This is a genomic window from Streptomyces sp. NPDC043726, assembly GCF_056436565.1.
On record NZ_JBWKCI010000012.1, the window covers coordinates 233,422 to 255,229 of the forward strand.

14 protein-coding genes are annotated in these 21,808 nt (G+C 71.9%); 10 read left to right on the forward strand and 4 right to left on the reverse strand.

The features are described 5' to 3' along the window. Positions 1–35: 35 nt before the first annotated feature. From AC068Z_RS32115 to AC068Z_RS32125, 3 genes are all read left to right on the forward strand, one after another. Positions 36–1,454, forward strand: a complete 1,419-nt coding sequence (locus AC068Z_RS32115) for an NAD(P)/FAD-dependent oxidoreductase (RefSeq protein WP_478563534.1) — start codon at positions 36–38, stop codon at positions 1,452–1,454. Between the two features lie 124 nt (positions 1,455–1,578). Then, positions 1,579–2,031 (forward strand): bifunctional DNA primase/polymerase, encoded by a 453-nt coding sequence (locus AC068Z_RS32120; protein WP_478563537.1) that lies wholly within the window; start codon positions 1,579–1,581, stop codon positions 2,029–2,031. Positions 2,032–2,113: 82 nt separating this feature from the next. Continuing rightward, positions 2,114–3,907 carry a chitinase gene (locus tag AC068Z_RS32125; protein WP_478563540.1) on the forward strand — a complete coding sequence of 598 codons (1,794 nt, stop codon included), beginning with the start codon at positions 2,114–2,116 and terminating at the stop codon, positions 3,905–3,907. On the opposite strand, the gene AC068Z_RS32130 is transcribed toward AC068Z_RS32125, so the two are convergent. After that, entirely contained in the window at positions 3,846–4,430 is a 585-nt protein-coding gene (locus AC068Z_RS32130) for a phosphatase PAP2 family protein (RefSeq protein ID WP_478563543.1), read from the reverse strand. The two genes, AC068Z_RS32125 and AC068Z_RS32130, sit on opposite strands and share 62 nt — an antisense overlap. A 435-nt stretch (positions 4,431–4,865) precedes the next feature. Further along, positions 4,866–6,200 (reverse strand): 4-aminobutyrate--2-oxoglutarate transaminase, encoded by a 1,335-nt coding sequence (gene gabT / locus AC068Z_RS32135; protein WP_478563546.1) that lies wholly within the window; start codon positions 6,198–6,200, stop codon positions 4,866–4,868. A gap of 421 nt (positions 6,201–6,621) precedes the next feature. Here gabT and AC068Z_RS32140 point away from each other — a divergent pair, with 421 nt between their 5' ends. The 3 genes from AC068Z_RS32140 to AC068Z_RS32150 all read left to right on the forward strand — a co-directional run bounded on the left by AC068Z_RS32140 (position 6,622) and on the right by AC068Z_RS32150 (position 12,182). Then, complete coding sequence (locus AC068Z_RS32140; protein ID WP_478563549.1) at positions 6,622–8,718, forward strand: ATP-binding protein; 2,097 nt, start codon at positions 6,622–6,624, stop codon at positions 8,716–8,718. Positions 8,719–8,903: 185 nt separating this feature from the next. After that, complete coding sequence (locus AC068Z_RS32145; RefSeq protein ID WP_478563551.1) at positions 8,904–10,574, forward strand: PucR family transcriptional regulator; 1,671 nt, start codon at positions 8,904–8,906, stop codon at positions 10,572–10,574. 162 nt (positions 10,575–10,736) lie between these two features. Beyond that, positions 10,737–12,182 carry an aldehyde dehydrogenase family protein gene (locus AC068Z_RS32150; RefSeq protein WP_478563554.1) on the forward strand — a complete coding sequence of 482 codons (1,446 nt, stop codon included), beginning with the start codon at positions 10,737–10,739 and terminating at the stop codon, positions 12,180–12,182. A 72-nt stretch (positions 12,183–12,254) separates the two neighbouring features. Here AC068Z_RS32150 and AC068Z_RS32155 read toward each other — a convergent pair whose 3' ends face one another. Continuing rightward, positions 12,255–12,557: a hypothetical protein gene (locus tag AC068Z_RS32155; RefSeq protein WP_478563557.1), complete on the reverse strand. Its 303-nt coding sequence runs from the start codon at positions 12,555–12,557 to the stop codon at positions 12,255–12,257. 181 nt (positions 12,558–12,738) lie between these two features. After that, complete coding sequence (locus AC068Z_RS32160) at positions 12,739–15,564, reverse strand: glycoside hydrolase family 3 C-terminal domain-containing protein (protein WP_478563560.1); 2,826 nt, start codon at positions 15,562–15,564, stop codon at positions 12,739–12,741. A gap of 327 nt (positions 15,565–15,891) precedes the next feature. On the opposite strand from AC068Z_RS32160, the gene AC068Z_RS32165 reads away from it, so the two are divergent. From AC068Z_RS32165 to AC068Z_RS32180, 4 genes are read left to right on the forward strand one after another with little or no spacing between them, the layout of a single operon-like run. Next, positions 15,892–17,583: an extracellular solute-binding protein gene (locus AC068Z_RS32165; RefSeq protein WP_478563563.1), complete on the forward strand. Its 1,692-nt coding sequence runs from the start codon at positions 15,892–15,894 to the stop codon at positions 17,581–17,583. 26 nt (positions 17,584–17,609) lie between these two features. Continuing rightward, positions 17,610–18,644, forward strand: coding sequence for an ABC transporter permease (locus tag AC068Z_RS32170; protein WP_478563566.1), 1,035 nt, complete (start codon positions 17,610–17,612; stop codon positions 18,642–18,644). Further along, on the forward strand, positions 18,641–19,582 hold the full coding sequence (locus tag AC068Z_RS32175) for a carbohydrate ABC transporter permease (RefSeq protein WP_478563569.1): 942 nt from the start codon (positions 18,641–18,643) through the stop codon (positions 19,580–19,582). Before AC068Z_RS32170 ends, AC068Z_RS32175 begins: the two co-directional genes overlap by 4 nt. Beyond that, positions 19,566–21,758 (forward strand): glycosyl hydrolase family 95 catalytic domain-containing protein, encoded by a 2,193-nt coding sequence (locus AC068Z_RS32180; RefSeq protein WP_478563572.1) that lies wholly within the window; start codon positions 19,566–19,568, stop codon positions 21,756–21,758. Before AC068Z_RS32175 ends, AC068Z_RS32180 begins: the two co-directional genes overlap by 17 nt. Positions 21,759–21,808 lie beyond the last annotated feature (50 nt).

Here is a 21,808-nt window from a genome sequence, read left to right on the forward strand (position 1 = left end):
GCCTTTACGAAAACCCCTCGTAGGGAGTTGAAATCATGGCCCCAAGCGCCATGAGCCGTTGGACAAAGGCACTTTCTGAAGCGCAGCCGGTCGCGTACTGGCTGGACGATCCCGGCAGGCCCCACCCCGAGCCCGCGCTCACCGGCCCCGAGACCTGCGATCTGCTGGTCGTCGGCGGCGGGTACAGCGGACTGTGGACCGCGCTCCTGGCCAAGGAGCGCGACCCCGGTCGGGATGTCGTCCTGCTGGAGGGCCGCGAGGTGGGCTGGGCCGCCTCGGGCCGCAACGGCGGCTTCTGCGCCGCCTCCCTCACGCACGGTCTGCCCAACGGGCTCACCCGCTGGCCGGACGAGATCCACAAGCTGGAGGAGCTGGGCGCCCGCAACCTCGACGAGATCGAGGCGGCGGTCGCCCGGCACGGCATCGACTGCGACTTCGAGCGCACCGGCGAGATCGACGTCGCCACCGAGACGTACCAGGCGTGGGAACTGCGCGACTGGTACGAGGAGATCGAGCGTCAGGGCCTGGCCGAGGGCGTCGAGTTCCTGGACGCCGACGCGGTACGCGCACACGTCGACTCGCCGACCTTCCAGGCGGGCCTGTACGACCGCCGGGGCGTCGCCATGCTCAACCCCGCCAAGCTGGTCTGGGGCCTGAAGGAGGCCTGCGTCCGGCTCGGCGTGCGCGTCTACGAGCACACGCCCGCGCTGACCTTGAAGCCGTACGGCGCCGGTATGGCCGTGCGCACCCCCTACGGCCAGGTCCGCGCCCGCCAGGTCGCGCTCGGCACCAACATCTTCCCGAACCTGGTCAAGCGGGTGCGCGCCTTCACCGTCCCGGTCTACGACTACGCCCTGATGACCGAGCCGCTCACCAACGACCAGCTCAAGGAGATCGGCTGGCAGGGCCGCCAGGGCCTCGGGGACAGCGCGAACCAGTTCCACTACTTCCGGCTCTCCGCCGACAACCGGATCCTGTGGGGCGGTTACGACGCCATCTATCCGTACGGCGGCCGGGTGCGCGCGGAGTACGACGACCGCCCGGAGACGTACGCCAAGCTCGCCGGGCACTTCTTCACCTGCTTCCCGCAGCTGGAGGGAGTCCGCTTCACCCACGCGTGGGGCGGCGCCATCGACACCTGCTCGCGCTTCTCGGCGTTCTTCGGCACCGCGCACCACGGGAAGGTCGCCTACGCGGCGGGCTTCACGGGGCTCGGTGTCGGCGCGACGCGCTTCGGGGCTGACGTGATGCTGGACCTGCTGTCGGGGGAGTCCACCGAGCGCACCGAGCTGGAGATGGTCCGCAAGAAGCCGCTGCCCTTCCCGCCCGAGCCGTTCGCCTGGACCGGGATCGCGCTCACCAAGTGGTCGCTGGCCCGCGCGGACGCGCACGGCGGGCGGCGCAACCTGTGGCTGAAGACCATGGACCGGCTGGGGCTCGGCTTCGACAGCTGACGCGCCCCGCGCGTGATCCAGTTCACTCCAAAAAGACGCGCGAACCCGCGTAATGCCTGCCGGGGACCTCCCTCTCCCTCGTGACGCACAAGGCGTCCACGACGGAAAGAGGGAGGTCCCCGTCATGACAGGGGCGAAGACGGCGGTCGAGTGGCTCGCGTCCGTGGCACCGGATCCCGAGGCCTGCCGCTGGGAGTGGGAGCGCAACCCGCACGGGGTCGCGCTGCTGCCCGCCGGGAAGGCCTGGGACGTGCTCATCCTGCCGGGCGAACTCGGCTATCCGACGCTCGACGTACTGACCCGCATCCTCGACCAACCGGGCCCGGTGCTCGTCGACTTCGGCGACTCCCGCATGGGTTTTCTCGTACCGCCGGGCACCGCGGCCCGCTGGCTCGGCACCGGCATCCGTACGGCGGGGGCCGGCACGTGGATCGTGGTGCCGTATCCGGGGCGTTCCACAGGAGGCGTCCGCTGGCTGGTACCGCCGGACGGCTCCGGCACCCTGACCGATCCGGCGCTGCTGGAACTGGCCATGCACGAGGCGGCGGCGGGCCTGGCCACGGACGAGGGCGACTGACCGGAGGTCTTGACAACTGAATTGGTCTGGACCAGGTTGAGCGCGTTCCACCCCTCCAATTCCCCCATGCCCGGAGGCACTTGTGGACCGCTCCAGACCTTTCGTCGCCGTGCTCACGGCCACCCTGCTGGCCGCGACCGGCATCACCGCGCTCTCGTCGGCCGCCCGTGCGGCCGACGCGGACCTCGTCAGGAACGGTGGGTTCGAGTCCGGTCTGACCAACTGGACCTGTACCGCCGGAACGACCGTCACCTCACCTGTGCGCAGCGGCGGTTCCGCGCTCCAGGCGACCCCGGCCGGCAGCGACAACGCCCGGTGCGCACAGACGGTGACCGTGAAACCGGACGCCCAGTACACGCTGTCCGGACACGTCCGGGGCTCCTACGTCCACCTCGGCGCGAGCGGCACCGGCACCACCGACGTCTCCACGTGGACCCAGTCCGCCCCGAACTGGCAGCAACTCACCACGACCTTCCGCACCGGACCCTCCACCACCAAGGTCACGGTCTACACCCACGGCTGGTACGGCACCGGCGCCTACCACGCCGACGACATCTCCCTGGTCGGCCCCAGCGTGGACCCCGGCCGGCCACCCGCGCCGCCGACCGGCCTGCGCACCGGCACGATCACCTCCTCCAGCGTCGCCCTGTCCTGGACCGCGGTGACCGGGGCGACGGGCTACGCCGTCTACCGCGACGGCGTCCGGGTCCAGACGGTGAGCGGCACGTCGGCCACGGTGACCGGCCTCGCCGCGCAGACGGCGTACGCCTTCCAGGTCGCCGCCGTGAACGACGCGGGCGAGTCCGCGAAGTCGGCCACGGTGACCGCGACGACCGGCGCGGGGGGTGGGGGCGGTCCCGGCCTCCCGCCGCACGCCCTCGTCGGCTACCTCCACGCCAGTTTCGCCAACGGCTCCGGCTACACCCGGCTGGCCGACGTCCCCGACAGCTGGGACGTCATCGACCTGGCCTTCGGCGAGCCGACCTCGGTGACCTCGGGCGACATCCGCTTCACCCGCTGCCCGGTGACCGAGTGCCCGAACGTCGAGAGCGACGCCGACTTCAAGGCCGCGATCCGCGCCAAGCAGGCGGCGGGCAAGAAGGTGCTGATCTCCATCGGCGGCCAGAACGGCCAGGTGCAGCTCGGCACGACCGCCGCGCGGGACACCTTCGTCAGCTCGGTCTCGAAGATCATCGACGAGTACGGCCTGGACGGCCTCGACATCGACTTCGAGGGCCACTCGCTGTCGCTGAACGCCGACGACACCGACTTCAAGAACCCGAAGACCCCGGTGATCGTCAACCTGATCTCGGCGCTGAAGACCCTGAAGGCCAGGTACGGCGACGACTTCGTGCTGACGATGGCCCCGGAGACCTTCTTCGTCCAGCTCGGCTACCAGTACTACGGCACGGGCAAGTGGGGCGGCCAGGACCCGCGCGCCGGTTCCTACCTCCCGGTCATCCACGCGATGCGCGACGACCTGACCCTGCTCCACGTCCAGGACTACAACTCGGGCCCGGTCATGGGCCTGGACAACCAGTACCACTCCATGGGCGGCGCCGACTTCCACATCGCCATGACCGACATGCTGCTCACCGGCTTCCCGGTCGCGGGGGACGCGAACAACGTCTTCCCGCCGCTGCGCCCGGACCAGGTGGCGATCGGCATGCCGGCGTCCGTCAACGCGGGCAACGGCCATGTCGCTCCCGCCGAGGTCGTGAAGACCCTGGACTGTCTGACGAAGAAGGCCAGCTGCGGCTCGTACGCCACCCACGGCACCTGGCCCGCGCTGCGGGGCCTGATGACGTGGTCGATCAACTGGGACCGCTACGCGAACTGGGAGTTCCAGCGGACCTTCGACGGCTACTTCGGCTGACGACCAGGACGAAGCAGGTCAGCAGCACCGTACCGAGGCACCAGCTGGCCACGACGTCCAGAGGCCAGTGGTAGCCGCGCCGGACCAGGCCGTAGGAGGCGCCGAGCACCAGGGCGCCGCCTACGGCCACTAGCGTGCGGCGGGCGGCACGGGAACGCGGCCAGGGGAGGAGGAGCAGGGTCGCGGCGCCGTACGCGATGAGGGTGGTCGCGGTGTGGCCCGACGGGAAGTAGCCGGTGGCCGGCGGGACCGCGGGGGTGCCCGGGCGGTCGGTCAGCTCCTTGACGGGGACGACCAGCGCCGGGACCAGCGCCATGAGCGGCAGGGTCCAGACGGCCGGCTGCCACCAGCGGTCTGTACCACCGCGCCGGGCCCGCCAGGCCGCGTACCCCGCTCCGGCGAGCATGACCGGGATCGCGACCTGCGCGTTGCCCAGGTCGGCGAGGAGTTCGGAGACGCGGTCGGGGTGGACGAGGGCCTTGCTCAGCCGCTCGTCCACCCTCACCAGCGGGCCGTCGGCCACGACCTGCCAGGTGATGAGCGCGAAGAGAAGGGCGGGAAGCCCGAGAAGCGCGAGAAGTCCGAGAAGGGAGGTCGGCCGCCCCGGAACAGGGGGGGTGGTTCCGAGGCGGCCGTCCGGATCGGATGGCCGCGCGCCCCGGGGGGTTTGGGGCGAGCGACTGTCCGATCGGTGAGGAGATCCGGAGCCAGAGGCCCCGTATGTGTGCGCGAGGGCACGACCAGGGCGAAGCTGGGGAGGCCCCGTCCTGATGTCGCCCACAGTCCCCTGTGGGCGGGGTGTATCTCTCATCTGGGTAGAACCTACGACAGGGGGTGCCCCCAAGACAGTCGGATTCGAGTCCCGACAGACACCCCGCACACGTTCTTCACACGCCCTGAACCCCACGGCCCCAGTCCCCCACGCGCGACACGCGTAAGGGCTGGGGCCACGGTGACGTCAGATGCGGGCGAAGGCCTGCTCGATGATGTCGAGGCCCTCGCTGAGGAGGTCCTCACCGATGACCAGCGGGGGCAGGAAGCGGAGCACGTTGCCGTAGGTGCCACAGGTCAGGACCAGCAGGCCCTCGGCGTGGCAGGCCTTGGCCAGGGCCGCGGTGGCCTCGGCGTTGGGCTCCTTGGTCGTGCGGTCCTTGACCAGCTCGATGGCGATCATGGCGCCGCGGCCCCGGATGTCGCCGATGATGTCGAACTTCTCGGCCATGGCGCCGAGGCGGGCCTTCATGACCGCCTCGATGTTCTTCGCCTTGGCGTTGAGGTCGAGCTCCTTCATCGTCTCGATGGAGCCGAGCGCACCGGCGCAGGCCACCGGGTTGCCGCCGTAGGTGCCGCCCAGGCCGCCCGCGTGCGCGGCGTCCATGATCTCGGCGCGGCCGGTGACGGCGGCGAGCGGCAGACCGCCCGCGATGCCCTTGGCGGTGGTGATCAGGTCCGGGACGATGCCCTCGTCCTCACAGGCGAACCACTGGCCGGTACGGCAGAAGCCCGACTGGATCTCGTCGGCGACGAAGACGATGCCGTGGGCGTTCGCGAACTTCACGAGCTCCGGCAGGAAGCCCTTGGCCGGCTCGATGAAGCCGCCCTCGCCGAGCACCGGCTCGATGATGATCGCGGCCACGTTCTCCGGGCCGATCTGCTTGGTGATCTGGTCGATGGCCTGCGCGGCGGCCTCCGGGCCCGCGTTCTCCGGGCCGGTCGGCCAGCGGTAGCCGTAGGCGACCGGGACGCGGTAGACCTCGGGCGCGAACGGACCGAAGCCGTGCTTGTACGGCATGTTCTTGGCGGTCAGCGCCATCGTCAGGTTGGTCCGGCCGTGGTAGCCGTGGTCGAACACGACGACGGCCTGGCGCTTGGTGTACGCGCGGGCGATCTTGACGGCGTTCTCGACGGCCTCGGCGCCCGAATTGAACAGGGCGGACTTCTTGGCGTGGTCACCCGGGGTGAGCTCGGCGAGGGCCTCGGCGACCTCGACGTAGCCCTCGTACGGCGTGACCATGAAACAGGTGTGCGTGAAGTCGGCGAGCTGCGCGGAGGCGCGGCGTACGACGGCCTCGGCGGAGGCGCCGACGGAGGTCACGGCGATGCCGGAGCCGAAGTCGATGAGGCGGTTGCCGTCGACGTCCTCGATGACGCCGCCGCCCGCGCGCGCGGTGAACACCGGCAGCACGGAGCCCACGCCCTGAGCGACGACGGCGGTGCGGCGGGCCTGAAGCTCCTGCGACTTCGGGCCGGGGATGGCGGTGACGACGCGGCGCTCCTGCGGAAGGTCGGTCATGAGGGGCTCCTGGGGGTTTTGCGGACGCTTGTCTTCTCTTTTCTCGCAGGCTAGGGCGGGGAACGGGGGGTGGGCATGCTCCATGTGGGCGTTGTCGGCGCGCCCGGTTGTCCGCGGTGGACATAGCGGGAGTTCGGCTCCCACCCGCGCGCCGGGGCCGCGCGGGCCGGTCTGACAATTCCCGTCGTCCGCCCGAAGGGCGGGGCGCGGGGCGTCTGGTGCGTGTGATCGCAAGGCGCCGGAGCGCCCGCGTGGCGGAGTCACGCGGGCGCTCCGGCAACGCGGCGAGCGCGCGTGCCAGGCGTCCCGCGGCAGGCGGGAATTGTCAGACCGGCCCGGACGGTGAACTCCCCTTGCCGGGGCGTTAGATTGGCTCCCGCTGACGACGGTGGACGGAACGGCTGGTCAGGGGGCAAGGGCGATGGACAGCGACGGGACGCAGGACGCGCGGGGCACGCATGCGACGCCTGTGCCGCGATCACGCTCCGCCGTTCCGCCGATGCCCGCGACGCCGCCCAGGCCGGACGGGTCGGCGTTCCTGACCTGGCTGCGCACCTCCCGCCCGGAGGCGCTGCCCGGGGTCTGGCGGTTCGGGCACCGGCCGCGGCCCGAGGAGGAGCCCGAGCGGATCCCCGGACGGCAGCTGCTGAGCGGGGCGCTGATCGCGTTCCTGGTGGGCTGGCTGGTCTGGTCGCTGCTGTGGAACGGCTACCTCGGCGGCTGGTGGGTGCTGCCGCTGGAGCTGTTCACCCCGGACTCCTGGCGCGAGAACAACGACCGCGTCGGCAACGCGGTCCTCTGGTACAGCTACTACACGCTGATCGCCCTCGGCATCATGATCGCGGTGGGCCGGCTCGGCCGCTGGGGTGAGGTCTGGCGCCGCTACGGCCCGCCCTCCTGGAACCGCGGGGCACCGGCCGAGCGTCTGCCCGCCCCCGAGCAGGACCCCGCCGAGTGGCCGCAGCTCCGGGCCGCCGGGGCCGTCGACGCCGCCGAGCGGCTGGCCACCGAGGCGAAGGCCGGGCTGATGAGGGACGTCGACCACGCCCGGATCACCCGCGCCTGGCAGGGCGTGCGCACCGGCCGGCACTCCCTCGCCACCTTCACCGGCGCGGTCCTCAAGGACGGCGCCGCCGCCTGTCTGCACCCCTCCGGCGAACGCGACCTGCCCGCCCGGCTGTCCCGGCACGACCTGGTCACCGGCCAGGTCCGGCTCGGCACCACCGCCGACGACACCCGCAACCCCTACGCCTACCGAGGCACCGGCCTCGCCCTCGGCCCCGACCTGCTCGGCACCTCCCTGCTCGCCGTCGGCCCGGCCGGCTCCGGCAAGACCGGCACCGTCGTCCGCCCGCTCGCCGAGTCCCTGTGCCTGCACGCCCTCGCCGGACGCGCGGCCGTCGTCGTGGTCGGCGCCGCGGGCGCCGGGCTCGGCCCGGCCGACGCCTACGACGTCGTCGTACGCATCGGGAATCCGGAGTCCGTGTACGACCTGGACCTGTACGGCGGGACCACCGACCCCGACGAGGCCGCCGCCGTCCTGGCCGAGGCGCTGGTCGGGGACCTCGCCGATCCGCACCCCGGCAGCGACAGCCGCCGCTCGACGACCGTGCTGGCGCAGTTGCTCGGCCCGTTCCGGGCGGTGCACGGGCGTTTCCCGTCCGTCCCGGAGCTGCGCCAGCTGCTCGACGGCGCGCCGGGGCCGCTCGCCGCGCTGCGTACCGCGCTGGAGGGCTCGGGGCAGGAGTCGCTGCTGCGGGAACTGGACGCGCGGGAGCGGCAGCTGGCGCATCCCGGTGATGTCGGGGGAGTGCTCGCCGACCGGGTGGCGCTGCTGGACCGGCCCGCGTTCGCCGGGTTCTTCGACACGTCGGGACAGTCTCGGCCGTTCTCCCTCAAGGCCCTCGACCATCCCGTGCGGGTGCGGATCGACCTGCCCGCGCGCGGGCACGCGGACGCCTCGCGGATGCTGGCGCGTCTGGTGCTCGCCCAGTTCACGGCGAGCGTCGCCGTGCGCGAGGACCGGTCGCTGTTCGCCTGTCTGATCCTGGACGACGCCACCGGAGTGGTCACGCCCGAGGCGGTCCGCGGCATCCAGCGGCTGCGGTCCGGGAACGCCGGGGCCGTGCTCACCCTGCGCAGCCTCGACGACGTGCCCCGGCCGCTGCGCGGGCCGCTGCTCGGGGCCGCCGGCTGCCGGATGGCGCTGTCCGGGCTCACGCCGTGGGACGGGCAGGACTTCGCCGAGGTGTGGGGCAAGGAGTGGACCGAGGCGCGGGACGTCACCGACCGGCAGATCATCGCCGAGACGCCCGCCGGGAAGGCCCTGCACGCCGTGCGCCGGGTGATCACCGGCAAGGCGCCCACCGCCCGTGCCGTCACCGTGCGGCAGGTCGAGCGGGAGCGCTGGTCGGCGTCCGAGCTGGCGCACGCGGTGCCGCCGGGGCACGCGGTGCTGTCGCTGACCAGCGTGCGGGGTGAGCACGCGCCGCCGCTGCTGGTGGATCTCCGCGACTGATTTTCGAGGCGGCGCGGCGACTCTACGGTGAGGCAGAATCGGCAGAGGCCGTTCATACGCGGCGGCCAAATGATCACCTGGATCACAGAGATCACGCCGAGTGCAGTCGACCGCGCTGACTTCATCGACTGCGCTGACTTCATCGACCGCACGGAATTCCTCGACTTCATCGACCTGAAGGTCTCATGCCCCCCACGCTCGCCTCGCTCGTCCACCACTCCGCGCTCAAACTGACCGTGCGTGCGGGCGAGGACCGCCTGGACGTGCCCGTCCGCTGGGCGCACGTCAGCGAGCTCGCCGACCCCGTCCCCTACATGGAGGGCGGGGAGCTGCTGCTGATCACCGCGCTCAAGCTGGACGCCGAGGACCCCGAGGCGATGCGCCGCTATGTGAAGCGGCTGGCCGGCGCCGGGGTCGTCGGACTCGGGTTCGCCGTCGGGGTGAACTACGAGGACATCCCGCAAGCCCTGGTCGAGGCGGCCCGGCAGGAGGGCCTTCCGCTGCTGGAGGTGCCGCGGCGCACGCCCTTCCTCGCCATCAGCAAGGCGGTGTCGGCGGCCATCGCGGCGGACCAGTACCGGGCGGTGACAGCCGGGTTCGCCGCCCAGCGCGAGCTGACCAGGCAGGCGCTGGCGGAGGGGCCCGAGGGGCTGCTCGCCGCGCTCGCCTCGCAGGTCGACGGCTGGGCCGCGCTCTACGACGCCTCCGGTGCCGTGGTCGCCACCGCCCCGGACTGGGCGGGGCGCCGGGCCGCGCGGCTCACGGCGGACGTGGAGCGGCTGCGGGAGCGGCCGGCGCCGGCCTCCTCGGTGGTCGGCGGGCCCGGCCCCGACAACGAGGACCGGGTCGAGCTGCACTCCCTGGGCACGGGACGGCGGCCCCGGGCAGCGCTCGCCGTCGGCACGGCGGCGGCCCTCGGCACCGCCGAGCGGTACGCCGTCCACTCGGCCATCGCCCTGCTCACCCTGACCACGGAACGCTCCCGCTCCCTGCACGCGGCCGAGCAGCGGATCGGCGCGGCCGTGCTGCGCATGCTGCTCGCCGGGGAGCCGGACCACGCCCGGGCCGTCGCCGGCGGCCTGTACGGCGAGCTCCTGGACGCCCCCTTCCGGATGATCGTTGCGGAGTCGGTGGCGGTGTCGGCGGCACGCGCGGCGGTGGAGCCCGCCGAGCCGCTCCAGGCCACCGCCAAGCCGTCGGCGGCGGCCCTCGCGGCGGCCTCCGACCGGACCGGCGAACCACTCGGGACGCTCGCGGAGGTCGTGGAGTCCGCCGCCGCGCGGGCCGGGGAGGCCGTGCTGGTCGTACCGGACGGCGAGCGCCTGGTGGTGCTGGCCTCCGACGGCGGGGCCGCGGTCGCCGCCTGCGCGCAGTACGCGACGGCGCTGGAGGGGGCGCGGGCGGGGGCGGCCGTACGGGAGGCGGAGGACGACGAACTCGTCGTCGGGCTCTCGGCGCCGTCCGGACCGATCGCCGCCGCCGGGGCGTACAAGCAGGCCGAGCAGGCGCTGTCGGTGGCGCGGCGGCGGGGGCGGGTCATCGTGGAGCACGAGCAGCTGGCTGCCGGATCGGTGCTGCCGCTGCTCGCGGACGACGCGGTACGGGCCTTCGCGGACGGGCTGCTGCGGGCGCTGCGCGAACACGACGCGACCGGCCGGGGCGATCTGGTCGCCTCGCTGCGGGCGTGGCTGTCCCGGCACGGCCAGTGGGACGCGGCGGCGGCGGACCTCGGCGTCCACCGGCACACCCTGCGCTACCGGATGCGCCGCGTGGAGGAGATCCTCGGCCGCTCGCTGGACGACCCGGACGTCCGGATGGAGCTGTGGCTGGCGCTGAAGGCGACGTCGGCGGAGTAGTCGGCGGAGTAGAGGTCGGCGGCGCGGCCCACTCCATTCCGTAGTGGCTCCGCGCGCCACTACTACGGCTCGGACAAACGCCCCGCGGCTCCCGCGCCCCTACCGTGGACCCCGAACCAGGAACACCACCCCCTAACCACGGAAGGGCCGGGACTCACAGACATGACTTCCACCCACGCGTTCTGGCTCGCCGGCCGCCAGGTCACCGGCGAGGACACCTTCGACGTCACCTCTCCGTGGGACGGCCGGGTCGTCGGCAAGGTCAGCGTGCCGACCGACGCCCAGGTCGAGGAGGCCGTGGCCGCCGCGTACGCCGTGCGGGACGAGTTCGCCGCCACCCCGGCGCACGTACGGGCCGCCGCCCTGGACCACGTCAGCCGCCGGCTCGTCGAGCGCACCGAGGAGATCGCCCAGCTGATCTCCGCCGAGAACGGCAAGCCGATCAAGTGGGCCCGCGGTGAGGTCGGCCGCGCGGTGTCCGTGTTCCGCTTCGCCGCCGAAGAGGCCCGCCGCTTCAACGGCGGCGAGGCCCAGCGCCTCGACACCGACCCCGGCGGCCAGGGCCGGCTGGCGCTGACCCGGCGGTTCCCGAAGGGCGTCGTGCTGGGCATCGCGCCGTTCAACTTCCCGCTGAACCTGTGCGCCCACAAGGTCGCCCCGGCCATCGCGGCGGGCGCGCCGATCATCCTGAAGCCGGCGCCCGCGACCCCGCTCTCGGGTCTGATCCTCGGCGACCTGCTCGCCGAGACGGACCTGCCCGCCGGTTCCTGGTCGATCCTGCCGGTCGCCAACGACAGGATGCCGGCCCTCGTCCAGGACGAGCGGCTGCCGGTGATCTCCTTCACCGGCTCCGAGAAGGTCGGCTACGCGATCATGGACTCGGTGCCCCGCAAGCACTGCACCCTGGAGCTGGGCGGCAACGGCGCTGCGGTCGTGCTCGGTGACTGGGCGAGCGAGGAGGACCTGGACTGGGCCGCGACCCGGATCGCGACCTTCTCCAACTACCAGGGCGGCCAGTCCTGCATCTCGGTGCAGCGCGTGATCGCCGACGCCTCCGTCTACGAGCGGCTGCTGCCGCGGATCGTCGCCGCCGTCGAGGCCCAGGTCACCGGTGACCCCTCCGACGACAAGACCGACGTCGGCCCGCTGGTCAGCGAGGACGCCGCCAAGCGCGTCGAGGCGTGGGTCCAGGAGGCCGTCGAGGCGGGCGCCACGCTGCTCGCGGGCGGCAAGCGCGACGGTGCCTCCTACGCCCCGACCGTCCTGACCGACCTGCCGGCCGGCACCACGCTGGCCTGCGAGGAGGTCTTCGGCCCGGTGCTGTCGGTGCAGAAGGTGGACGGCGAGGCCGAGGCGTTCGCCGCGGTCAACGACTCCAAGTACGGCCTCCAGGCGGGTGTGTTCACCCACGACGTCCAGGCCGCCTTCCGTGCCCACCGCGCGCTGGAGGTCGGCGGCGTGGTCGTCGGCGACGTCCCCTCCTACCGCGCGGACCAGATGCCGTACGGCGGCGCCAAGCAGTCCGGTGTGGGCCGCGAGGGCGTGAAGTTCGCGATGGACGACTACACCTACGAGCGAGTCCTGGTCCTCACCGGCCTCGCCCTCTGACCGACCTGCCACGGACAGGTCGGACGGCACGGCCGCAGCCCACTGTGCGGGGGCTGCGGCCGTCGCCGTACCTCAGCCCGGCGCCGCGTCGAAGCCCGCCCGGCAGCTCTCCACCTGTTCCGCCACGTGCTCCATGAACCAGCGCATGATCTCGTACGGGATCACGTGCTCGTCGTCGCTGTGGATGTGGACGGTCGGTTCCAGTGCCGGGTCCTCGTCCGGCACGAACGCCACCATGAAGGCGCGTCCGGGCAGCTGCCCCTGCTCGACGGGCCTGGCCTCGCTCAGCTCCACCGCCCAGGAGTCGTCGGGCAGGGCGTAGGTGAACTGGACGGCGTAGTGGCGGCCCGCGTGCTCGCGGAGTTCGGCTGGCATGGCCGCAGGCTGCCACGGCCGTGCTCCGGTGGCGCGGGATTTTCCCGCCGGAACCCCCTGGTTAATGGGAACCGTTTTCATATAAGCTGGTGATGACGCGAAATCGTCGTCGCCGAAGGGGCCCGGCACCGATGCCTTCCGGTGCCGGGCCCCTTCCTGTACGTCGGCCTGGTCCGGACCCTCAACCGGAGAAGCCGACGTGCGCGAGCCGCAGTGGGCCGCGCAGTCTGACGTGGACGTCGTGGATGCCCTCGGCCGCGAACTCCGCCGTCAGCTCGGTGTAGTCGTAGGGCCCGCCCCCGGTCTCCGCCGTCAGCGCCGCCCGCGCCGGGCCGCCGTCCAGTGACACCTCCACGCTTCCCGTGCCCGACACCGTCGCCGTCACCCGGGTGACGCCCGACCCGAAGTCACAGGTGCGATAGAGCAGTTCACCCGCTCGGTCCCCGGCCGGGGTCACCGCGTCGCCCGCCGTCCTCGCGCGGTCGACGATCGCGACGCCGCTCTGCTCGTCGAAGTCCGCCGCGTCCAGGCCGTGTTCACGGACCGCCCGCGGCGGCACCGGCTCTCCACCGAGGATCACCGTCGTCCGCAGCCGGATGTCCTCGCTGGAGCCGCCCGCCATGACGTCGTACGGTCCGGGGTCGACGTGCGGACGGCCGTGCGCCACGTCCCAGAACTCGAAGCACGACAGCGGGAGTTCGAAGGCCAGCTCGACGCGCTCGCCCGGGGCCAGCGTGACCCGGCGATGGGCCACCAGCTCACGGCGTGGGCGCGGCACCGACGGTTCCACGGCCCGGGTGTAGACCTGGGCCACCTCGTCGGCCGCCCGGTCGCCCGTGTTGGTCACCGTGAACGCCACGCGCACGCCGTCCGGCGTCACCCGCGCGGCCAGGTCGCCGTACGAGAAGGACGCGTACGACAGGCCGTGCCCGAAGGGGTACAGCGGGGTGCCCTCGAAGTACAGGTACGTCTGGCGGCCGCCGATCACGTCGTAGTCGAGGAGGTCCGGCAGGTCGCCGTCGCTCGCGTACCAGGTCTGCGGGAGGCGCCCGGCGGGGGAGACGTCGCCGGCCAGGACCCGGGCCAGCGCGGTGCCGGCGGCCTGTCCGCCGTGGGCCGTCCAGAGCAGGGCCGCCAGGGAGCCCGGTTCGACGGCGTACGGGTAGGCCGAGACCAGCGCGAGCACGGTGTGCGGGTTGGTGGCGCGGGCCGCGCGCAGCAGGCGGTCCTGGTGGGCGGGGAGCGCGAGGGTCGTACGGTCCTCGGTCTCCCGCCCGTTGATGTGCGGGTCGTTGCCCGCGACCACCAGCACCACGTCCGCGCCCGCCGCCACCCGGGCCACCGCCTCCTCGCCGCGCTCGACCACGACCAGCTCGAAGACCTCCGGATCCGCCTCGGCAACCTTCACGCCGTCGGCGGCGACCGAGACATGGCGACCCGTACCGATGTGCCGGAGGAGGTGTCCCCTGCCGTGCGGTTCCAGCCGGAACGTCTCCTGGACGACCCAGCCGCCGGGCTGGTCGGCGGAGGCGCGGACGTACCCGTCCTCGGCGACCGAGAGGTAGCGGCCGTCCGGGGCGCGCAGGGTCAGCACCCCCTCGCCCCAGTCCACCAGCGCCAGTTCGGTGCCGACGGACTCCGCGGTCAGGGGCGGCAGATCGGTGCGCCCCGCGAGCAGCGCCGGGTCCAGGGCGCCCTCCGCGCCGCGCACCTCGTCGGCGGCGTCGGCGGCCGGGGCGTACAGGAACCGGCCCGCCGAAGTCCGCAGCAGGACCCGGTCCACGCCCTCCGCGAACTCCACGCGGTCGGCGCCGAACCGCTCGTACAGGCCCTCCAGCGGGGTGGAGCGATGGATGAGGGTGCCGCTGTACCAGTCGAGCTTGCACTCGTCGGCGAGCAGGCCCACCACCGCGATCCGGCTGTCCGGGGCCAGCGGCAGCACCCCGTCGTTGCGGAGCAGCACGACCGCCTGCTCGGCCGCCTCCTGGGCGAGCGCGCGGTGTCCGGGGGTGTCGAAGGCGCCGGGCTCGTCGTACGCGCCGGAGTCGAACTCGCCGAGCCGGAACCGGACCGACAGCTGGCGCCGGACCGCCGTGTCGATGTCGGCCTCGGTCAACAGCCCCTGCTCGTAGGCCTTCCGCACCCGCCCGACGATCTTCGAGCTGTCCGTGCCGTGGTCCGTGAAGCTGTCGACGCCCGCCCGGAGCGCGGCGGCCGTCGCCTCCTCGTGGGTGTCGAAGTAGTGCTCGGAGTCGACCAGGTTGGAGGGCGCGCCGGCGTCCGAGCAGACCAGCAGGTCCTCCTCGGTCCAGGTGCGCAACTGCTCGCGCAGATACGGCGACACGTGGTTGGGGCGGCCGTTGACCAGGTTGTACGCGGGCATCACCCCGGCCACCGCGCCCGCCTCCACCGTCTCCCGGAAGGCGCGCAGGTCGTACTCGTGCAGCACCCGCGGGCGGACCGAGGAGGAAGAGGTGTCGCGGTCCGTCTCGTTGTTGTGGGCCAGCCAGTGCTTGAGCACCGGCGCGGTGCGCCAGTACGCCGGATGGTCGCCGCGCAGGCCCCAGGTGTAGGCGGTGGCGATGGCCGAGGTCAGCTTCGGGTCCTCGGAGTAGCCCTCCTCGCCCCGGCCCCACAGGGGGTGGCGCAGCAGGTTGACGGTGGGGGACCACACGTTCAGGCCGACGCGCTCGTCGCGGGCGCGCATCGCGCGGGTCTCCCGGGACACAGCCTCGCCGACTCGGCGCACCAGCTCGGGGTTCCAGGTCGCGCCGAGCCCGACCGCCTGCGGGAAGACCGTCGCCGGGCCCATCCAGGCCACGCCGTGCAGCGCCTCCTGGCCGGTGCGGAAGGCGGCCACGCCGAGCCGCTCGACGGCGGGGGCGAACTGGTGCAGGAACGCGGTCTTCTCGTCGAGGGTGAGCCGCGCCAGCAGGTCGTCGACGCGCTTCGCGAGCGGCAGTCGCGGATCACGGAACGGTGGCGCGGACGGCGTGGGTGCGGTCACGTGGGGATCCCCTTGCGATGGAGCGACGAGACGCTTTCGAAGCGCTTCGATGCTCATTCGACGCGGGCCCGGGTGTCAAGACGTGCACCGCTTCCGAGTCGACATGTTCAAGTGGCGCACGCGTCCCGGCGTCCGCGCACACCTCCGAGGAATCTTGGGAGCGACCCTTGTGCACCCCCCGGTGTTCACTTAACCTCGCAGCAACTTCGAAGCGCTTCGACACTGTGGATCGTCGAAGCCCCGCTTCAGCTCGGCCAGTTCCACTTACGACACCGCAGCCGACGGCCCACCGCCGGGTGTCCAGGTGCGCCATGAAGGGTTGACGCAATGACGCCGAACGCCTCCTCCGCAGCTTCCGCACCCAGCCGGAGAAGCTTCCTCGCCTCCTCGGCGGCAGCCGCCGCAGCGGTGGCGGGAGGAATGCCGCTGCTCGCCGCGTGCGGCGGCTCGGACAGCGGCTCGCGCGACGGCACCACCTCGGGCAAGGACGCCAAGAAGATCCTGCCGGCGTACGTCGCCAGCAATGTCGTCGTGCCGGACATCGCCGCCAAGAACGGCTCCGCGGTCGGCTTCACCGGCAAGCTGGACCTCGCCACGCTGAAGACCTCCGTGCCCAAGAAGCTCGGCAAGGGCGGCAAGGTCACCGTCATGTCGCCGTTCTGGGGGTCCCCGCCCAAGGGCGACAACGCCTACTACGTCGCGATGAACGACCTCATCGGCGTCGACGTCGTCTGGCAGAACCAGGACGGCAACACCTACGACCAGAAGCTCGGCGCGGTCCTCGCCTCCAGCGACATCCCGGACGTCGTGGTGGTCCCCGGCTGGAACATGGGCGGCAAGATACCGAGCGCCATCGTCAGCAAGTTCGCCGACCTCGGCCCCTACCTCTCCGGGGACGCCGTCAAGGAGTACCCGAACCTCGCGGCGATCCCCACGGACGCCTGGCAGCGCTCCATCTTCGGCGGCAAGCTGCGCGGCCTGCCGATGCCGTCGCCCTGGGCCCCCAGCATCGTGCCCCTGTACCGCCAGGACATCTTCGACAAGGAGGGCTACGAAGTCCCCACGTCCTGCGACGAGTTCCTGGCCATAGCCAAGGACATCACGAACGCCAAGGCCAAGCGCTGGGCCTGCCTGGACATGAAGTGGACCGCCTTCCAGGCCTTCGGGGTGCTCTCGGGCAGCGAGAAGCCGCTCGGCTGGAACATGGCCGACGGCAAGCTGATCAACCGCATCGAGACCGAGGGGTACCTCGAGGCGCTGGAGTGGTCCCGCAAGCTCTTCGCCGCCGGGGTCGTCCACCCCGACTCCGAGATGGGCAAGAACGCCCCCGACCCGGGCCCCAAGTTCGCCTCGGGCCAGTTCCTCATCTACCCCAACAACATCTCCCAGTGGTGGAGCCGTACCGCCGAACAGGCCGTCCAGAACCCGGACTTCAAGATCTGGGGCATGGACGTCTGGGGCCACGACGGCGGCAACCCCACGATGTGGGCCGAACAGCCCGCCGGGATCTTCGCCTTCGTCAACAAGAAGGCCTCCGAGTCGGTCGTCCGCGAGGTGCTCGCCGTCGCCAACGTCACCGCGGCGCCGTACGGCACCAAGGAGTACATGATGACCAACTACGGCGTGGAGGGCACCCACTACACCGTCAAGGACGGCGTCCCCACCAAGACCGACCAGGGCAACCTCGAAGTCCTGAACGCCTACGTCATGGTCGCCAGCCCCGCCGCGACCATCGCGCACCCCGACTTCCCCGAGGTCGCCAAGGGCCAGGTCGAGTGGCAGCAGCGGATGGGCGCCTTCACCAAGAAGTCCTCCTTCTACGGCATGCAGATCACCGAGCCGAGCCGCTACACCAACCTCTCCAACGACTTCGAGCAGCTGGAGGACGACATCGTCCGCGGCCGCAAGAAGGTCGCCGACATGCAGCAGGCGGTCTCCGACTGGAAGAGCAAGGGCGGCGACAAGCTGCGCGACTGGTACAAGCAGCTCCTCGACGAGAACGGCTCCGCGGCCAACTGACCGGGCACCACAGCAAGGAGACGGCCGTGTCCCACAGCACGGTGCCTCGGAGCACGGCCGAGGCCGACACGACGGAGAAGCTCCCGGTGGCGTCCGGCGACGTCACCGGGTCCGGCGGAAAGCCACCCTCGGGAAGACCGAGCCTGCGGCACAGGTTCCGACGCGACCGCGTCCTGCTGCTGATGACGGTGCCTGCCGTCGTCCTGGTCCTGCTCTTCAACTACGTGCCGATCCTCGGCAATGTGGTCGCGTTCCAGGACTACGACCCGTATATCAGCGAGAACGGCGTCGTCTCCATCCTGAACAGCCCCTGGGTGGGCCTGGAGAACTTCCAGCGGATCTTCGAGGACTCCTCCTTCTGGCAGGCGGTCGAGAACACGCTGGTGCTGTTCTTCCTCCAGCTCGTGCTGTTCTTCCCGATCCCGGTCCTGCTGGCGCTGCTCATCAACAGCGTGGTCAGGCCCCGGGTGCGGGCGATCGCGCAGGCCGTGCTCTATCTGCCGCACTTCTTCTCGTGGGTGCTGGTGATCGCGGTCTTCCAGCAACTGCTCGGCGGCGCCGGGCTGCTCTCCCAGCTGCTGCGGGACCACGGGTACGACGGGCTCGACATCATGACCGACCCGAGCACCTTCAAGTTCCTGGTGACCGCGCAGGCCGTGTGGAAGGACGCGGGCTGGGGGATCATCGTCTTCCTCGCCGCGCTGGCCGCGGTCAGCCCCGATCTGTACGAGGCCGCCGCGATGGACGGCGCCAACCGCTGGCGCCGGATGTGGCACGTCACCCTGCCCGCGCTGCGGCCGGTCATCGCACTGCTGCTGGTGCTGCGCGTCGGCGACGCGCTGACCGTCGGCTTCGAACAGATCCTGCTCCAACGCGAGGCCGTGGGGCCGGGCGCGGCGGAAGTGCTCGACACCTTCGTGTGGTGGAACGGCGTCCGCAACCAGGACTTCGGCTACGCGGCAGCCGCCGGGCTCGTCAAGGGCGTCATCAGCATCGGACTCGTCCTCGCCGCGAACAAGGTGGCCCATCTGATGGGCGAGCAGGGGGTGTACAAGAAATGACCGCGGTCATGGAGAAGCCGGCGGAGCGGCCGGTACGGCGTCCCTGGGCCGCCCCGCCCCGGCCCGTCTGGGAGGAGGAGCCGACGAAGGTCGGCCTGGCGGGCAAGGCGCTCGTGCTGGGGATCGCCTGCCTCGCGATCCTCTTCCCGCTGTGGATCGTCGTCGTCACCTCTCTCTCCTCCCGCGAGACCATCGACGAGGCCGGCGGTCTGGTGATGCTCCCCAAGGACCTCACCATCATCGCCTACCAGGAGCTGCTGAGCGGCGGGCAGGTCACCCGGGCGGCGATCATCAGCGTGCTGGTCACCCTGGTCGGTACGGCGTTCTCGATGACGGTGTCCGTGCTGTGCGCGTACGGGCTGTCCCGCAGCGGGTCGCTCGGCCACCGCTGGATCCTGATGACCCTGCTGGCGACGATGTTCTTCAGCGCCGGTCTGATCCCGACCTATCTGCTGGTGCAGACCCTCGGCCTGACCGACAGCTATCTCGCGCTGATCCTGCCGAGCGCCATCAGCGTCTTCAACATCCTGGTGCTGCGCGGGTTCTTCATGGGGATCTCGCAGGAGCTGACCGACAGCGCCCGGATCGACGGCGCGGGCGACTTCCGGATCCTGTGGCAGATCGTCATGCCGCTGTCCCGGGCGGTCATCGCGGTGATCACGCTGTTCTACGCGGTCGGCTACTGGAGTGCGTGGTTCAACGCCTCGCTCTACCTGAACGACCAGGACATGATGCCGCTGCAGAACGTCATGATCCAGCTGGTGCAGAAGCAGGAGGCGCCGGTGGGTCTCGGGCAGGCCATCAAGACGGGGCAACTGTCGGGACTCGCCGTGCAGATGGCCGTCATGGTGATGGCGTTGCTTCCGGTGGCCGTGCTGTCGCCCTTCGTCCAGCGCCACTTCAAGAAGGGCATGCTGACCGGTGCCGTCAAGGGCTGAGGGCACCTGGGAACCCGCCCCGGCCGCCCGCTGGGAGGACGCCTTTCTCAGCGGCAACGGCCACCACGGCGCCCTTGTGTTCGGCGATCCGAACGATGACCGTGTCATCGTCACCCAGCACACCCTCGTCCGCCCCAACGGCAGCGAGCACGCCCGCCCCCCGGAACTGGCCGCCCAACTCCGCGAGGTTCAGGACCGGTTGCTCGCCGGTGACGCCACCGCCGCCGAGGACTTCACCGACGGCCGCCCCCTGCAGTGGGTGCAGCCCTTCCACCCGGCCTTCCGGACCCGGCTGCGCAGGCCGCCCGGCGAGAGCCACGGCTACCGGCGCCGCGTCGACTTCACCACCGGCGAGACGACCGCCGAGTGCGCCGACTGGACCAGCCGCGTCTTCGTCTCCCGCGCGGACGACGTGATCGTCCAGCGGGTCACCACGGCGGGCCCGCGCCTCGACATCTCCCTCGACCACCGCCTCCCCGGCGCCCCCGACCGCCTGGGCGTCGGCCACAGCGCGCTGCTCACCCCCGACGGCGCCCTGCTCGGCCTGCGCGCCCGCTACCCGGACAGCGAGCGCGCGTACACCGGCGTCACCCTCGTCGTCGTCGACCAGGGCACCCCCTCGCTCGTGCCGCCCGGCCTCCGGGTCGAGGGCACCGCCTCCGTACTGCTGCTCACCCGGGTCCGACGGCACACCGGGGAGATCGACGTCCTCCAGGAGGGCCGCGCCCTGCGCGCACTGCTCCCCGACGCCGAACAGCCGTACGACGCCCTCCTGGCCCGGCACACCGACCTGCACCGGCCCGCATACGAACGCGTCACCCTCGACCTCGCCGCCGACCCGGACGAGCGCGCCCTCCCCGGCTCGGAACTGCTCGAGCGGACCCGGAGCGCGGCCCTGCTGGAGCGTCTCTTCGCGGCCGGCCGCTACCACCTGCTGTCCAGCAGCGGCCTGTGCCCGCCCCGCCTGGTGGGCCTGTGGACCGGCGACTGGGACACCGCCTGGTCCGGCGCCTTCACCACCGACGCCAACCTCAACCTCCAGACCGCCTCCGCCGTCGCCGGGGCGCTCCCCGAGGTCACCGAGGCCCAGGCGGCTCTGATCCGGCGCCAGCTGCCGCACTGGCGGGAGAACGCTCGCGCGATCTTCGGCGCCCGGGGCGTCGTCGCGCCGGCGCACACCGACGGCGAGTCCGGCCACACCTGCCACTACAGCCGCGAGTACCCCCTCCACCTGTGGACCGCGGGCGCCGACTGGCTGCTCAAGCCCCTCGTCGACCACGACGAGACACGCGGCGCGCGGGACCCCGAGACCGGCGCGTGGCTCGCCGAAGTCGCCCGGTTCTACGAGGACTTCCTCATCCGCACCGACGATCAGGGCCGGCCGGTCGTCGTCCCCTCCTACTCGCCCGAGAACCGTCCCGCCAACGCGAGCTGGGGGACCCTCAACGCCGCCATGGACCTCGACGCGGCCCGGCACGCCCTGCGCACCGCCGCCGACTACCACCCCGAGCACGCACACCGCTGGCGAGCCCTCGCCGACCGGCTTCCCCCGCACCGCGTCAACGACCAGGGCGCCCTCGCCGAATGGGCCTGGCCAGGCCTGGAGGACAGCTACGACCACCGGCACCTGAGCCACCTCTACGGCGTCTGGCCCCTCGACGCGATCAACCCCTACGACACCCCCGGACTCGCCCGCGCCGCCCACCGCGCCCTCGAACTGCGCGGCGCCGAGAACGACTCCGCCCATGGCCACCTGCACCACGCCCTGGTCGCGGCCCGCCTGCGCGACGGCGAACGCGTCGCCCACGCCCTCGGCCAGGTCCTGGACGGCGACTTCTTCCACGCCTCGCTGATGAGCGCGCACTACCCGAACCGCGACGTCTACAACGCGGACGCGGCCCACGCCCTGCCCGCGGTGCTGATCGAGACGCTGGTGCAGTCCACACCGGACCGCCTGGTCCTGCTGGCGGCGGTTCCGGCGGCGTACCCCAAGGGCGAACTACGAGGCATTCGCACCCGGTTCGGAGCGGAGCTCGACCTCACCTGGAGCCCGCAGCAGCAGACCGCCGTGCTACGCCCCACCCGTAGCCACCGCATAGAACTCCGGACTTCCTCCGGCGCCCTGTCAATCGACCTGGTCGCCGGAGAAGAGAGCGTCCTCGCTCTGGGGACATGACATCCCCGAAGGTCCCTTGCTCCATGGAAGGGACACCGTGACTCCGCTTC

Bases quoted from the DNA above. Each gene is read 5' to 3' on its own strand.
- AC068Z_RS32115 (WP_478563534.1), top strand. From the start codon at position 36: ATGGCCCCAAGCGCCATGAGCCGTTGGACAAAGGCACTTTCTGAAGCG.
- AC068Z_RS32120 (WP_478563537.1), top strand. From the start codon at position 1,579: ATGACAGGGGCGAAGACGGCGGTCGAGTGGCTCGCGTCCGTGGCACCG.
- gabT (WP_478563546.1), bottom strand. From the start codon at position 6,200: ATGACCGACCTTCCGCAGGAGCGCCGCGTCGTCACCGCCATCCCCGGC.
- AC068Z_RS32140 (WP_478563549.1), top strand. From the start codon at position 6,622: ATGGACAGCGACGGGACGCAGGACGCGCGGGGCACGCATGCGACGCCT.
- AC068Z_RS32145 (WP_478563551.1), top strand. From the start codon at position 8,904: ATGCCCCCCACGCTCGCCTCGCTCGTCCACCACTCCGCGCTCAAACTG.
- AC068Z_RS32150 (WP_478563554.1), top strand. From the start codon at position 10,737: ATGACTTCCACCCACGCGTTCTGGCTCGCCGGCCGCCAGGTCACCGGC.
- AC068Z_RS32155 (WP_478563557.1), bottom strand. From the start codon at position 12,557: ATGCCAGCCGAACTCCGCGAGCACGCGGGCCGCCACTACGCCGTCCAG.
- AC068Z_RS32165 (WP_478563563.1), top strand. From the start codon at position 15,892: ATGACGCCGAACGCCTCCTCCGCAGCTTCCGCACCCAGCCGGAGAAGC.
- AC068Z_RS32175 (WP_478563569.1), top strand. From the start codon at position 18,641: ATGACCGCGGTCATGGAGAAGCCGGCGGAGCGGCCGGTACGGCGTCCC.